Origin of the sequence: Roseateles asaccharophilus (genome assembly GCF_004362405.1) — a bacterium.
GTDB classification, from domain to species: Bacteria; Pseudomonadota; Gammaproteobacteria; order Burkholderiales; family Burkholderiaceae_C; genus Kinneretia; species Kinneretia asaccharophila.
This window is the reverse complement of record NZ_SNXE01000003.1, coordinates 33,821-47,726: the sequence shown is the minus strand read 5'-3', so window position 1 is coordinate 47,726 and position 13,906 is coordinate 33,821. Positions and strand designations below refer to the sequence as shown.

16 protein-coding genes are annotated in these 13,906 nt (G+C 66.5%); 9 read left to right on the top strand and 7 right to left on the bottom strand.

The features are described 5' to 3' along the window. The first annotated feature begins 33 nt into the window (after positions 1–33). A complete protein-coding gene (locus DFR39_RS08035; RefSeq protein ID WP_133603049.1) occupies positions 34–753 on the top strand; it encodes a YebC/PmpR family DNA-binding transcriptional regulator in 720 nt (239 codons plus the stop codon). 15 nt (positions 754–768) lie between these two features. Here the strand turns inward: DFR39_RS08035 and DFR39_RS08030 are convergent, their stop codons facing one another. Continuing rightward, positions 769–1,731, bottom strand: a complete 963-nt coding sequence (locus DFR39_RS08030) for an MBL fold metallo-hydrolase (RefSeq protein ID WP_133603048.1) — start codon at positions 1,729–1,731, stop codon at positions 769–771. A gap of 59 nt (positions 1,732–1,790) precedes the next feature. Between DFR39_RS08030 and def the strand changes: the two genes are divergently transcribed. Then, the gene (gene def / locus DFR39_RS08025) at positions 1,791–2,327 is read left to right on the top strand and encodes a peptide deformylase (protein ID WP_133603047.1); all 537 of its coding nucleotides are present in this window, start codon (positions 1,791–1,793) and stop codon (positions 2,325–2,327) included. A gap of 12 nt (positions 2,328–2,339) precedes the next feature. On the opposite strand, the gene DFR39_RS08020 is transcribed toward def, so the two are convergent. After that, complete coding sequence (locus DFR39_RS08020) at positions 2,340–2,996, bottom strand: arylesterase (protein ID WP_133603046.1); 657 nt, start codon at positions 2,994–2,996, stop codon at positions 2,340–2,342. 22 nt (positions 2,997–3,018) lie between these two features. Here DFR39_RS08020 and DFR39_RS08015 point away from each other — a divergent pair, with 22 nt between their 5' ends. Continuing rightward, positions 3,019–3,732, top strand: a complete 714-nt coding sequence (locus DFR39_RS08015; protein WP_133603045.1) for an ABC transporter ATP-binding protein — start codon at positions 3,019–3,021, stop codon at positions 3,730–3,732. Here the strand turns inward: DFR39_RS08015 and DFR39_RS08010 are convergent. The 5 genes from DFR39_RS08010 to msrB form a co-directional block, all read right to left on the bottom strand. Beyond that, positions 3,689–4,267, bottom strand: coding sequence for a DUF2062 domain-containing protein (locus DFR39_RS08010; protein WP_133603044.1), 579 nt, complete (start codon positions 4,265–4,267; stop codon positions 3,689–3,691). The two genes, DFR39_RS08015 and DFR39_RS08010, sit on opposite strands and share 44 nt — an antisense overlap. A gap of 84 nt (positions 4,268–4,351) precedes the next feature. Beyond that, positions 4,352–5,152, bottom strand: a complete 801-nt coding sequence (locus DFR39_RS08005) for a peptidylprolyl isomerase (protein WP_133603043.1) — start codon at positions 5,150–5,152, stop codon at positions 4,352–4,354. 60 nt (positions 5,153–5,212) lie between these two features. Beyond that, a complete protein-coding gene (locus tag DFR39_RS08000) occupies positions 5,213–5,476 on the bottom strand; it encodes a BolA family protein (protein WP_133603042.1) in 264 nt (87 codons plus the stop codon). Continuing rightward, positions 5,473–6,111, bottom strand: a complete 639-nt coding sequence (locus DFR39_RS07995) for a septation protein A (protein ID WP_133603041.1) — start codon at positions 6,109–6,111, stop codon at positions 5,473–5,475. The genes DFR39_RS08000 and DFR39_RS07995 overlap by 4 nt, the downstream gene beginning before the upstream one ends. Before the next feature lie 94 nt (positions 6,112–6,205). After that, positions 6,206–6,622 (bottom strand): peptide-methionine (R)-S-oxide reductase MsrB, encoded by a 417-nt coding sequence (msrB, locus tag DFR39_RS07990; protein ID WP_133603040.1) that lies wholly within the window; start codon positions 6,620–6,622, stop codon positions 6,206–6,208. 227 nt (positions 6,623–6,849) lie between these two features. Here msrB and DFR39_RS07985 point away from each other — a divergent pair, with 227 nt between their 5' ends. The 6 genes from DFR39_RS07985 (at position 6,850) to DFR39_RS07960 (ending at position 13,799) form a co-directional block, all read left to right on the top strand. Then, positions 6,850–8,499, top strand: a complete 1,650-nt coding sequence (locus DFR39_RS07985) for a 3-(methylthio)propionyl-CoA ligase (RefSeq protein WP_133603039.1) — start codon at positions 6,850–6,852, stop codon at positions 8,497–8,499. A gap of 100 nt (positions 8,500–8,599) precedes the next feature. Next, positions 8,600–9,844 (top strand): branched-chain amino acid ABC transporter substrate-binding protein, encoded by a 1,245-nt coding sequence (locus tag DFR39_RS07980; protein ID WP_133603038.1) that lies wholly within the window; start codon positions 8,600–8,602, stop codon positions 9,842–9,844. 200 nt (positions 9,845–10,044) lie between these two features. Next, the gene (locus tag DFR39_RS07975; RefSeq protein ID WP_246030773.1) at positions 10,045–10,989 is read left to right on the top strand and encodes a branched-chain amino acid ABC transporter permease; all 945 of its coding nucleotides are present in this window, start codon (positions 10,045–10,047) and stop codon (positions 10,987–10,989) included. Further along, the gene (locus tag DFR39_RS07970; protein ID WP_133603036.1) at positions 10,982–12,295 is read left to right on the top strand and encodes a branched-chain amino acid ABC transporter permease; all 1,314 of its coding nucleotides are present in this window, start codon (positions 10,982–10,984) and stop codon (positions 12,293–12,295) included. The genes DFR39_RS07975 and DFR39_RS07970 overlap by 8 nt, the downstream gene beginning before the upstream one ends. Further along, positions 12,292–13,083, top strand: a complete 792-nt coding sequence (locus DFR39_RS07965) for an ABC transporter ATP-binding protein (RefSeq protein WP_133603035.1) — start codon at positions 12,292–12,294, stop codon at positions 13,081–13,083. Before DFR39_RS07970 ends, DFR39_RS07965 begins: the two co-directional genes overlap by 4 nt. After that, positions 13,080–13,799, top strand: a complete 720-nt coding sequence (locus DFR39_RS07960; protein ID WP_133603034.1) for an ABC transporter ATP-binding protein — start codon at positions 13,080–13,082, stop codon at positions 13,797–13,799. Before DFR39_RS07965 ends, DFR39_RS07960 begins: the two co-directional genes overlap by 4 nt. Positions 13,800–13,906 lie beyond the last annotated feature (107 nt).

The following is a 13,906-nucleotide window of genomic DNA, read 5'->3' as shown; positions in this document are numbered from 1 at the left end:
TTCAGCATCGACAAGCAGGAAGAGAACCGAGTCATGGGCGCACAGTGGAAGGCCAAGCACAAGGACATCGCGGCAAACGCCAAGGGCCGCATGTTCACCAAGCTGTCCAAGGAAATCATGCAGGCCGCGCGCAATGGCGCCGACCCGGACATGAACGCGCGGCTGCGCATGGTGGTGGAGCAGGCCAAAAAGGCTTCCATGCCGCGCGACACGCTGGAGCGGGCCATCAAGAAGGGCGCGGGCCTGCTGGGCGAGGCGGTGAGTTTCGAGCGCGTCACCTACGAGGGCTTCGCCCCGCACCGGGTGGCCGTGATCGTGGAATGCCTGACCGACAACGTGAACCGCACGGCGTCTGAGATGCGCGTGCTCTTTCGCAAGGGCCAGCTGGGCGTGAGCGGCTCGGTGAGCTGGGACTTCGACCACCTGGGCATCATCGAGGCCAGCCCCCTGCAGGCCGATGCCGATATCGAGCTGGCGGCCATCGAGGCCGGCGCCCAGGACTTCGAGACCGTGGACAAGGATGAGGACGGGGAGGGTGGCGGCGCGCTGTTCTACACCGACGCCGCCGATCTGGACCTGGTCTGCCGTGCCCTGCCGGCCCAGGGCTTTGGCGTGAACGCGGCCAAGCTGGGCTACCGGCCCAAGAACCCGCTCACGCTGGGCGCCGCCGAGCTGGAGGAGGTGGAGGCCTTTCTGGCCGCCATCGACGCCTGCGACGATGTGCAGGAAGTCTATGTGGCCCTGGCGGGCTGAGTCGGCTCGGCGGGCCTAACCCGCCTGCTTGTCCAGCCACACGCCCAGGCCCTGGGCGTTGAGCTCCACATCCATGGCCAGCAGGCTTTGCTGGCGCTCCAGTGGCAGCGCGCAGCCATGGCGGGCCAGCTCGCGCAGATAGAGCGCCTCCAGCCCGCGCTTGAGCGCCGCATGCCGCTCGGCCTGTTCCTGGCTGGCGCGGGCGATGGCCACCATTTCGGCAATCTGTGTGCGCAGCAGGGCCGCCAGGCGCTGCACCTCGGCCACGCTGCCGCCCACGCGTCCGTAGTGGGTCAGGAACATCTGCCGCGGCGAGCGGGCCAGCATGCGCTCCATCGAGGCCAGCAGGGCCTCGGGCTCGAACTGCACCGGGGTGCTGGTGGGCATGATCCAGGCGCCGTGCTCGGCATGGTCGAACTCGCGGTAGGACAGGCCGAAGGTATCGCCGGTGAACCAGGCCTGGCTGCGCGCGTCCCAGATGCAGTGGTGGTGACGGGCATGGCCGGGGGTGTCGGCGATCAGCAGCGCGCGACCGGCCAGCGAGACGATCTGGCCGTCCGTGCTGGTATCTACGCGCTCGGCCGGCACGCCCAGCAGCTGGCCGTAGGAGCGCTGCATCTCGGCATCGCCATAGACGGCCAGGGCGCCCTGGTAGAGCGCCGTCGGGTCGATCAGGTGGCGGGCGCCGCGCGGATGCACCAGCAGCCGGGCCTGGGGCAGGGACTGCATCAGCAGGCCCACGCCGCCGGCATGATCCAGATGCACATGGGTGGGGATCACCCAGTCCACCGCGGTCGGCGCCAGCCCCAGGGCCTCGAGTGCGCCCAGCAGACGCGGCACGGCATGGTTGGTGCCGGTGTCGATGAAGGCGGCGCGGCCGGCCTCGACGACCAGATAGGCGGCATCGAAATGGTCGCGCTGAAAGCCGGTGTCGATGGCATACACGCCATCGCCCAGATCCTGCAGGTACGGGCTCATGGGGCTGGTCTCCCTCCTTAGAATGCCGCAACCATAGCCGAAGAAGAGAAGGTGCCGCCATGGCGGTTCGAGAGATCCTGAAGATGGGCGACCCGCGCCTGCTGCGCGTGGCCCAGCCGGTGCGCGAGTTTGGCAGCCCGGCCCTGCGCGAGCTGGTGGCCGATATGTTGGACACCATGAAGGCTGCCAACGGTGCCGGCCTGGCCGCGCCGCAGATCGGTGTGGATCTGCGCCTGGTGATCTTCGGCTTTGAGCGCAATGAGCGCTATCCGGAGGCGCCTCCCGTGCCCATGACCGTGCTGATCAACCCGGAGATCACCCCGCAGTCCGAGCTGCTGGAAGAGGGCTGGGAAGGCTGCCTCTCGGTGCCGGGCCTGCGTGGCGTGGTGCCCCGCCATGCCAGCATCCGCTACCGCGGCTTCGATCTGGAGGGCCAGCCCATAGACCGCCTGGCCGAGGGCTTTCATGCCCGCGTGGTGCAGCATGAATGTGACCATCTGGACGGCCGGCTCTACCCCATGCGGGTGCGTGACTTCAGCCGTTTCGGCTTCACCTCGGTGCTCTTTCCCGAGCTCGACCCCCAGGCCGACGATTGAGCCGCCGGCGGCTCAGAGCAAGGGCTTGAGCCCCTGCCAGACCTGCTCCAGCATCAGGGGATGGGCCTTGGCCAGGGGGTGGATGCGGTCGGGCTGGAACCAGTCCAGGGCATCGGGTCGATCGGCCACGCCCTTGAGCAGAAAGGGCGTCAGCCCCGTCTTCTCACTGCGGGCCACCTCGGCAAACAGGCTCGCAAATTCGCGCGCATAGGCGCTGCCATAGTTGGGCGGGACCTGCATGCCCACCAGCAGCACCCGTGCACCGGCGGCTTTGGCGGCGCGGCTCATGGCCTGCAGGTTCTCGCGCGTGCTGCTCAGGGGCAGGCCACGCAGCGCATCGTTGCCGCCCAGCTCGATCACCACATGGCTGGGCTGATGCTGACCCAGCAGGGCGGGCAGGCGGGAGCGGCCGCCGGCGGTGGTGTCGCCGCTGATGCTGGCATTGATCACCTCGTAGGGCGGCTTGTTGCCCTGCAGCCGTTTCTGAAGCAGGGCCACCCAGCCGCTGCCCCGCTCGATGCCATACTCGGCCGAGAGGCTGTCGCCCACGATGAGCACGCGACGCCTGGGGCCTGCCGGTGGCGTCTGGGCCGCGGCAAGACCCGACACCAGCGGCATCAGGGCCAGCAGGCTACAGTCCCGCATCCAGTGCCGTCGCTTCATCTTCATCTTCACAGAGTCCGTCGCAGTCATGTCCCAAGCCATCATTGAAGTCCAGGGCGTCAACAAGCAGGTGCAGGACGCCAGCGGGCAGCTGACGATTCTGCACGACATCTCTTTCACCCTGGCGGCGCGGGAATCCGTGGCCATCGTGGGGGCCTCGGGTTCGGGCAAGAGCACCCTGCTGGCGCTCTTGGCGGGGCTGGATCGACCCAGCAGCGGCACGGTGCGCCTGGCGGGCCAGGATTTGTTTGTGCTGGACGAGGATCAGCGCGCCGCACTGCGCGCCCGGCATGTGGGTTTTGTGTTCCAGAGCTTTCAGCTGCTGGCCAACCTCACGGCGCTGGAGAACGTGATGCTGCCCCTGGAGCTGCGGGGTGATCGCGATGCACGCGCCCAGGCCACCCAGATGCTGCAGCGTGTGGGACTGGGGCAGCGGCTGTCACACTATCCGCGCGTGCTCTCGGGTGGCGAGCAGCAACGCGTGGCTCTGGCGCGTGCCTTTGTGCTGCGGCCCGATGTGCTGCTGGCCGACGAGCCCACGGGCAGTCTGGACTTTGCGACCGGTCAGGCGGTGATGGAGCTGATGTTCGAGCTCAACCGCGAGGCGGGCACCACCCTGGTGCTGGTGACCCACGATGCCGCCATCGCGGCCCGTTGTCAGCGCCAGCTGCGCATCGACGCGGGGCGCCTGGTCGCCATCAGCACTTCGAGCCCGGAGTCGATTGCCGCGCACGCTGCCTGAGGCGGCGCCGACGTTCACCCCGTATCACGGCCCACCAGCCCAGATACACGACCAGATAGGCGATGGCGCCCAGCAGCAGGCCCGCCAGGGGCAGGCCGATCAGCAGCGGGGGACCCAGATTGGAGATCCAGGCCATCAGGGTGGTGCCCCAGCTCAGCGGGGCGCTCCAGTCGATGTCCAGCATCTCCGGCGTGGCCACCGGGCCATGGTGGCCCGAGGCCATGCGGCCCAGGGCGATCGCCAGGCTCCAGATGGGCACCAAGGTGAAGGGATTGGTCAGCCAGGTGGCCGCCACGGCGGCTGCCACATTGGCTCGGCAGGCAATCGCGGCAATGGCCGCCACCACCATCTGGGTCGGCAGGGGAATCACGCCCACGGCCAAGCCGACCGCCACACCCATGGCCACGCGGCGCCGATGCGCCACCCACAGCCAGGGGCGAGGCGCCAGGTAGTTGCCCAGCCAGCGCAGCCCCTTGGTCTGGGACAGGGTGTCGGGGTGGGGCAGGATGCGTCGGGCGTAGCGTGAGGCGGGCATGGGAGATGGGGCCGATGAGAAAAGACCCGCGGCGCCCTTCAGGGGGCGGATCGCGGGTCTGTCAGCGCTGTTGCCGGCTCAGGCTCAGTTGGCGAACTTGTGGTCCGTCTTGGCCTTGCTGCGCAGTTCCTGCTGGAAGTTGGCCAGCTTCTGCTGGCTCAGGCGCTGCATGATCTGCGGCTTGACGTCGTCAAAGGCCGGGAACTGGGCCTCGCGGGTGTCTTCCAGCTTGATGATGTGGAAGCCGAACTGGCTCTTCACCGGCTCCTGGGTGATCTCACCCTTCTTCAGCGAGGTCATGGCCTTGCTGAACTCGGGCACGAAGTTGCCGGGGTTGGCGAAGTCCAGATCACCACCGTTGGCGGCTGAGCCGGGATCCTTGGAGTTCTTGGCGGCCAGGTCTTCGAACTTGGCGCCGCCGTTGAGCTGCTTGATCAGGGCCTTGGCCTCGTCTTCCTTCTCCACCAGGATGTGGCGGGCGCGGTACTCGGTGCCGCTGTTCTGGGCCTTGAACTTGTCGTACTCGGCCTGGGCTTCGGCGTCGGTGACGGGGTTCTTCTTGGCGTAGTCGGCGAAGAGCTCACGGATCATGATGCTCTGGCGGGCCAGTTCCATCTGAGCCCGGTAGTCGGCGCTGGCGGGAATGCCGCGCTTCTCGGCTTCCTGCATGAAGATCTCGCGCAGCACGACCTCGTCACGGACCTGGGCCTCCAGTTCCGGCGAGCGCGGCTGGCCGTTCTTGGTGACCTGGCCCACCAGCAGCTCCACCCGGGCCTTGGGCACGGGCTTGCCATTGACGATGGCCACGTTTTGCGCGCTGGCCGTCACGGGCAGGAACGCAGCGGACAGGGCCGCGAAGGACGCGGCGAGCACAAACTTCTTCATGGAAATATGAGCGGCTAAGAATGAAAAATGCGCCGGGGGGCGCGATGTGGCGGGGCGCGGTCAGCGCTCCTCCGGTGTGCGGGCGTCGATCGCCAGCGCATGGATGCCGCGCTTCATCAGCTCGGCGAGGGCATCATATACGAGCCGGTGTCGCGCCACCCGCGGGAGATTCCGGAAGCGCTCGCTGACGATGAACGCATGGTAGTGGCCGCCTTCGCGGGCACCGGCATGGCCGGCATGCTGGGCGCTGTCGTCGCGCAGCACCAGTTCGCTGGGCGCCAGCCGGTCGCGCAGCAGGGTTTCGATTTCAGCCAGCAGGCTCATGGCTTGGCATCCTCTTTCACCTCATCACCGAGGTATTTGCTCAGGTACAGGCCCTGAATCAGGGTGAAGATCAGCATCAGGCCGGTGGTGCCAAAGACCTTGAAGTTGGCCCAGCTGGAGGTGCTGAAGTGATAGGCCACATAGAGATTGAGCACGCCCATCACGGCGAAGAAGGCCACCCAGGCCCAGTTCAGCCGGCGCCACACCGGCGCGGGCAGCTGCAGCTCCTTGCCCAGCATGGCCTGGATCAGGTTCTTGTTGAAGAAGCGCTGGCTGACGAAGAAGACCAGGGCCATGGCCCAGTACAGGCCGGTGGGCTTCCACTTGATGAAGGTCTCGCTGTGGAACCAGATGGTGGCGCCGCCCAGCACCACGACCAGGGCCAGGCTGATCCAGAGCATCAGATCGATCTTCTGGCCGCGCAGCTTGAGCAGCAGGGCCTGCAGCAAGGTGGCGACCATCACCACCACCGTGGCCAGCAGGACCGGGGCCTCCTGCGGGCCGACCTGGCCGCCCGAGACCAGAAAGCCAAAATGCTGGGTGGCAAAGGCCGCAGCGGCCTCGGCATGGCCTTCGGCGTATTTGAAGGTGCCGAAGAACAGGATCAGCGGCAGGAAGTCGAGCAGGAGTTTCATAGGGGATGCATTCCCGAGCAGTGGCCGCCGATCCGGCGCTGCCGGGCGGCCGGCGCAGCCCCTTTCGAGGGCTGGCGTCGCCGGTAGGGGGTGTCTATTCAGGCGCGAAGTCTATCGCGGCAGAATTGATGCAGAAGCGCTCGCCGGTGGGCTCGGGGCCGTCGGGGAAGACATGGCCCAGGTGGGAGCCGCAGTTGTTGCAGCGCACCTCGACGCGCACCATGCCATGGCTGTGGTCCACCACCCGCTCGATCAGCTCGGCATTGACCGGCTCCCAGTAGCTGGGCCAGCCGCAGCCGGCATCGAACTTGGTGGCGGATTCAAACAGGGGGGTGCCGCAGCCCACGCAGTGGTAGTGGCCGGCCTCCCAGTGGTCCCAGTACTTGCCGGTGAAGGCGCGCTCGGTGGCGGCATGGCGCGTCACCTGGTACTGCAGCGGGTCCAGCTCCTGGCGCCATTGCTCGTCGCTTTTCTGGACCGGGTAGTCGTGAGGGGGCTTGGGGGTGCTCATGATGGGCTGGAGTTGCCGAGGCCTTGGCTCTGTGGTTTCCAGTGTAGCCAGCCCGCGCCAGCCCCTGTGGCCAAGGGACTTGGGGCCAGCCCCGCGGCAGTGAATACCCTGAGGCATGCGGGCTGGGCTGTGTAACGAGGGTGACTCTCAGGGGCGCAAAGCCAGGATTAAACTGGTCCGAACACGGGGCGCTCAGACCCTGTGACAGAGAACACAGGAGACTGCCGATGGCGCTGATGGGCCAGATGATGTCCATGCCCCTGCTGATTTCTTCGCTGATCCAGCATGCGGCCCGGCACACCGGAGACACCGAGATCGTCAGCAAGCGCTGTGAGGGTGATCTTCACCGCTACACCTGGCGCGACGCCGAGCTGCGCTCACGCCAGCTGGCCCAGGCCCTGGCCCGCCTGGGCTGCGAGGCGGGTGACCGCATCGGCACCCTGGCCTGGAACGGCCACCGTCATCTGGAGATCTACTACGGCGCCTCGGGCTCCGGGCTGGTCTGTCACACCATCAACCCGCGGCTCTTTCCCGAGCAGATCGCCTGGATCGTGGGGGATGCGCAGGACAAGCTGCTCTGCTTCGACCTCACATTCCTGCCCCTGGTGGAAAAGCTCCAGCCTTTGCTGGGCTCGGTGCAGCACTATGTGCTGATGACGGACCGCGCCCATATGCCGGGCCAGACCAGCATCCCGAACCTGCTGTGCTTTGAAGAGCTGATCGCGGCCGAGACGGGGCACGACTATGTCTGGCCGCAGTTCGACGAGAACACCGCCTCCAGCATCTGCTACACCTCGGGCACCACGGGCCATCCCAAGGGCGCCGTCTACAGCCACCGCTCCACGGTGCTGCATGCCTTTGCCTCGGCCATGCCGGACGCCATGGACTGCTCGGCCAAGGATGTGATCCTGCCCGTGGTGCCCATGTTCCATGTGAATGCCTGGGGCCTGCCCTACAGCAGCGCCATCGTGGGCGCCAAGCTGGTGTTCCCGGGCCCGCATCTGGATGGCAAGTCGCTCTACGAGCTCTTCGAGAACGAGGGCGTGACCTTCAGTGCCGGCGTGCCCACGGTCTGGCTGGGCCTGCTCACCCATGTGAAGAGCCAGGGCCTGAAGTTCAGCAGCTTCAAGCGCACCGTGATCGGGGGTTCGGCCTGCCCGCCGGCCATGCTGGCCACGCTGATGGATGACTATGGCGTGGAGGTCATCCACGCCTGGGGCATGACCGAGCTCTCGCCCCTGGGCACCCTGTCCAAGCTCAATGCCAAGCAGCTGCAGCTGCCCCAGGCCGAGCAGCGGCGCATCCTGGAGAAGCAGGGCAAGGTCATCTACGGCATCGATATGGCCGTGATCGATGACGAGGGCCGCAGCCAGCCCTGGGACGGCCGCAGCTCCGGCAATCTGGTGGTGCGTGGCCACTGGGTCATCGCCAGCTACTTCCGCCAGCAGGCATCGCCCCTGCTGGCCGTGGACGGCCAGCCCGGCTGGTTCCCCACCGGCGATGTGGCCACCATCGATGGCGACGGCTTCATGCAGATCACCGACCGCAGCAAGGATGTGATCAAGTCCGGCGGCGAGTGGATCAGCTCCATCGAGCTGGAGAACATCGCCATGGCCCACCCGGCCGTGCACGAGGCCGCGGTGATCGCCGTGGCCCATCCCAAATGGGACGAGCGACCGCTGCTGGTGGTCGTCAAGAAGCCCGGGGCCGAGCTCAGCCGCGAGGCCATGCTGGCGCATTACGAAGGCCGGATCGCCAAATGGCAGATCCCGGACGATGTGGCCTTTGTGGACGAGATTCCTCACACCGCCACCGGCAAGATCCAGAAGCTCCGACTGCGCGAGCAGTTCAAGGCTCACCGTCTGCCGGGCACCTGAGGCCCTGGGGGCATCCCGCCCCAGGGCAATCCCCGTGGCCGCCGCGCGGCCGCGGCTGCATAAGCTTGAATCGCCTTGCCAACCACAAAAGGAGACAACGATGTACAGCAGCTGCAAGCATGTCCTGAAGGCGACCGTGGCGGCCAGCCTCATCGCCGCCGCGCTACCGGTCCTGGCGCAAAAGGGTGAGACGGTGAAGATCGCCTGGATCGATCCGCTCTCTGGCCTGATGGCCCCGGTGGGGCAGAACCAGGTGAAGAGCTTCCAGTTCTTCGCCGAGAAGTTCAACGCCTCCAACCCGGCGGGCGTGAAGTTCGAGATCATTCCCATCGACAACAAGCTCAGCCCGGCCGAGAGCCTGAACGCGCTCAAGTCCGCCATCGACCAGGGCGTGCGCTATGTGACCCAGGGCAATGGCTCGGGCGCGGCCCTGGCCATCGTGGATGCGGTGAACAAGCACAACGAGCGCAACCCCGGCAAGGAGGTGGTCTACCTCAACCATTCGGCCGTGGACCCCGATCTGACCAACAGCAAGTGCAGCTACTGGCACTTCCGCATGGATGCGGACACCTCGATGAAGATGGAAGCCCTGACCAGCTTCATCAAGGACCAGCCGGACATCAAGAAGATCTACCTGCTCAACCAGAACTATGCCCACGGCCACCAGGTGGCCAAGTACGCCAAGGAAACCCTGGGCCGCAAGCGCCCCGACATCCAGATCGTGGGCGAGGATTTGCATCCCCTGGCCCAGGTCCGCGACTTTGCACCCTATGTGGCCAAGATCAAGGCCAGCGGCGCCGACAGCGTGATCACCGGCAACTGGGGCTCGGACCTGGCCCTGCTGATCAAGGCCGCCAACGAGGCGGGCTACACCGGCCGCTTCTTCACCTACTACGCGGGCGTCACCGGCACGCCCACCGCCCTGGGGCAGGGCTCGGCCGGCCGCGTCTACCAGATCGCCTACAACCACTACAACATGGGTGGGCAGATGCAGAAGTGGCAGGAGGAGTTCCAGAAGAAGTTCGACGCCGACTTCTTCACCGGCAGCGTCATCCACATCTACACCCTGCTGGGTGAGGCCATGGCCAAGGCCAAGAGCACCGATCCGGTCAAGGTGGCGGCGGCGCTGGAAGGGCTCAAGAGCAAGAGCTTCAATGGCGAGGTCGAGATGCGCAAGACCGACCACCAGCTGCAGCAGACTCTCTACCTCTCGGTCTGGCAGAAGACCGACGCCAAGAACAGCTACAGCGCTGAGAAGACCGGCATGACCTTCGTGCCGGTGCGCACCTTCGAGCCCTATGTGTCCAGCACGCCGACTTCCTGCCAGATGAAGCGGCCGGGCTGAGCCGGCGGCGCGCGCAAGTCCTGACCCTCATCCGGCCCTTGACGATGCCGGATGGGGCATGATGCGCGCCGCCGTCTCGGGCGGCCCCCGCTGCGGCAGGGCCGCGCCGGGCTTTCACGGCTCCATGACCACGGGCTCATACCTTGGACCAGATCCTCATCAACCTGCTCAACGGCCTGTCCTCCGGACTGCTGCTGTTCATGCTCAGCTCCGGCCTCACGCTGATCTTCAGCATGATGGGCGTGCTGAACTTCGCCCACGCCAGCTTCTATATGCTGGGCGCCTACATCGCCTACACCTTCAGCGGCTGGCTGGGCTTCTGGCCGGCCCTGCTGCTGGCGCCGGTGGCGGTGGGCCTGCTGGGTGCGCTGTTCGAGCGCAGCGTGCTGCGCCGGGTGCATCGCTTCGGCCATGTGCCGGAGCTGCTCATCACCTTCGGCCTGTCCTATGTGATCCTGGAGTTGGTGCAGCTGATCTGGGGGCGTGTGGCCGTGCCCTTCAACCCGCCGGCCGCCCTGCAGGGCGCGGCCTTCACCATCATTCAGAGCCCGAGCAGCGGCCTGAGCCTGGTGCTGGGCGAGGCCGCACCGGCGCTGTGCAGCGCGGCCCTGTGCTCCAAGTTCCCGCTCACCCGTGCCTTCGTGATGCTGGTGGCCCTGGCCATGCTGCTGGCCCTGTGGCTGATGCTCACCCGCACCCGCATCGGCCTGGTGATTCAGGCCGCACTGACCCACCCGGAGATGGTGGAGGCCCTGGGCCACAACGTGCCGCGGGTCTTCATGCTGGTCTTTGGCAGTGGCTGCGCGCTGGCGGCCCTGGCCGGGGTGATCGGCGGCATCACCTTCGTCACCGAGCCGGCCATGGCCACCATCGTGGGCTCCATCATCTTCGTGGTGGTGGTGGTGGGCGGTGTGGGTTCCCTGGCCGGCGCCTTTGTGGGCTCCATCCTGATCGGCCTGCTGCAGACCCTGCCGCTGACCGTGGACAGTTCCCTGGCCAGCCTCTTCAAGCTGGGCCCCGACACCTTCGGCTACCCCCTGCTGAAACTGACCCTGGCCCAGGTGGCGCCCATCCTGCCCTATCTGCTGATGGTGCTGATCCTGATCTTCCGGCCCAAGGGCCTGCTGGGCACGCGGGATGAATGAGATGAGTCGCAGCGTTTCCAAGACCCATTACCACTTCAAGCCCTACAACGTCGGCCGCTGGTTGGTCTGGGGCCTCTTTGCCCTGGCGCTGGCCGTGGCCCCGCTGATCTGGACCAGCTCGCTCTCGCAGACCATGCTGAGCCAGATGGGCATCGCCATCATCGCCTGCCTGGCCTACAACGTGCTGCTGGGCCAGGGGGGCATGCTGAGCTTTGGCCACGCGGTCTACAGCGGCCTGGGCTCCTTTCTGGCCATCCATACGCTCAACCAGGTGTCGGCCGGCCAGCTCAGCCTGCCGGTGAGCCTGGTGCCCCTGGTGGGCGGCCTGGCCGGGCTTTTCTTCGCGGCCCTGTTCGGCTATGTGTCCACCAAGAAGGCGGGCACGCCCTTCGCGATGATCACCCTGGGCATTGGCGAGCTGATCTGGTCCATGAGCCTGATGCTGCCGGAGTTCTTCGGCGGGGAGGGCGGCATCTCGGCCAACCGCGTGGTGGGCAAGCCGGTGATGGGCATCAGCTTCGGCCCGCAGATCCAGGTCTATTACCTGATCGCAATCTACTGTTTCATCTGCACCGCGGCCCTGTTCGCGCTGACGCGCACGCCCCTGGGGCGCATGCTCAATGCGGTGCGCGACAACCCGGAGCGCGTGGAGTTCATCGGCTACAGCACCCAGTGGGTGCGCTATCTGGCCTTCATGATCTCGGGCTTCTTCGCCGGTGTGGCGGGCGGTCTGGGGGCCATCAACTTCGAGATCGTCACGGCCGAGGTGGTGGGCGCGGTGCGCTCGGGCAGCTACCTGCTCTTCACCTTCCTGGGGGGCGCCACCTTCTTCTTCGGGCCCATCATCGGCGCGGTGCTGATGGTGCTGGCCGGGGTGCTGCTGTCCGAGCTGACCAAGGCCTGGCTGCTCTATCTGGGCCTGATCTTCCTCTTTATGGTGATGTATGCGCCCGGTGGCTTTGCGGCCCTGATCATGATGAATCTGCGCGTGGCGGCCTTCGGCAAGCTGCGCCAGCTCTGGACGGCCTATCTGGCCCTGGGCGGGGCGGCCGCCGCCATGCTGGTGGGCGGCTCGGCCATGATCGAGATGATCTACCACCTGCAGCTCAACGAGGCCCTGGGCCCGCAGCTGGTCTTCATGGGCGCCACGCTCAATGCCCATGGCGTGGATGCCTGGCTGGGCTCGGGCCTGCTGCTGCTGGTGAGTCTGGGCCTCTTCGAGCTGACCCGGCGTGAGTTCAAGCGTCAGTGGGACCAGACCCAGGAGGAGATCGAGAAGGAAATCAAGCGGAGGGAGTCGCTGTGAGCCACCAGCCCGAGTTCGCCCTGGAACTGCTGGATGTGCGCAAGCGCTTCGGCAAGAGCGAGATCATCCGCGGGGCCCAGCTGCAGGTGCGGCCGGGCGAGCGGGTGGCCATCATCGGCCCCAATGGCGCCGGCAAGAGCACGCTGTTCAATCTGATCAGCGGCCGCTTCGCGCCCAGCAGCGGCGAGATCCGCCTGCAGGGCCAGCGCATCGACGGGCTCAAGCCCTATGAGATCAACCGCCGCGGTCTCTCGCGCAGCTTCCAGGTCTCCAACCTCTTCACCCGGCTCTCGGTGTTCGAGAACATCCGCTGCGCCCTGCTCTGGTCCATGGGCCACCGCTACGCCTTCTGGCGCTTTCTGGCCGATCTGGAGGACGTGAACGAGCGTGCCGATCAGCTGCTGGAGATGCTGCATCTGGACAAGCGCCGCGATGTGCTGGCCATGAACCTGACCTATGCCGAGGCGCGGGCCCTGGAGATCGGCATCACCATCGCCGGTGGCTCCAGCGTGATCCTGCTGGACGAGCCCACGGCCGGCATGAGCAAGAGCGAGACCAAGCGCTTCATCCAGCTGATCCGCGAGGTCACCGTGGGCAAGACCCTGCTGACCGTGGAGCACGATATGGGTGTGGTCTTCGGCCTGGCCGACAAGATCGCGGTCCTGGTCTATGGCGAGGTCATCGCCTTCGACACCCCGGAGGCGGTGCGCGCCAATGCCCGGGTGCAGGAGGCCTATCTGGGCTCGGTGCTGGCCGAGCAGCAGGTGGCGGGAGCACACACAGCATGAGCCAGGACCCGAACAAAACCCTGAGGCTGGAGAACGTCCACGCCTTCTACGGCAAGAGCCATGTGCTGCACGGCGTGAGCATGGAGCTGCGGTCGGGCGAGATCGTCAGCCTGCTGGGCCGCAATGGCTCGGGCCGCTCCACCACGGTCAAGACCATCATGGGCCAGGTGGACGGCAGCGGCTCGGTGCGCTTTGGCGAGCGCGAGCTGCTGGGCCTCAAGGCCTACGAGATCGCCCAGCTGGGCCTGGGCTATGTGCCGGAGAACCGCGACATCTTCCCCAAGCTCACGGTGCACCAGAACCTGATGCTGGGCCAGAAATCGCGCACCAAGCGCCCGCCGCGCTGGAGCTTCGAGGACATGTACCGCATGTTCCCCCGCCTCAAGGAACGCCAGCACACCGAGGCCGGCGTGCTCTCCGGCGGCGAGCAGCAGATGCTCACCCTGTGCCGCACCCTGATGGGCGATCCCGACCTGATCATGATCGACGAACCCACCGAGGGCTTGGCGCCCAAGATCGTGGAGCTGGTGGCCGAGTATCTGAAGGAGCTCAAGCGGCGCGGCCTGGCCGTGCTGCTGGTGGAGCAGAAGCTGGCCATCGCCCTGGAAATCTCGGAGCGCTGCTATGTGATGGGCCATGGCCGCATCGTCTTTGAGGGCACGCCCGCCGATCTGCGCGCCAACGCCTATGTGCGCAAGGAGTGGCTGGAAGTCTGATTGGGCGATAGGCGCACAAAGATGTAAGCAATTTGTGTCATGTGTGAGGGGGACAGTTCTTGCGCCCTGATCCCGCAGATGAGGGGCTAGACTGCGGGCCGCCCAGC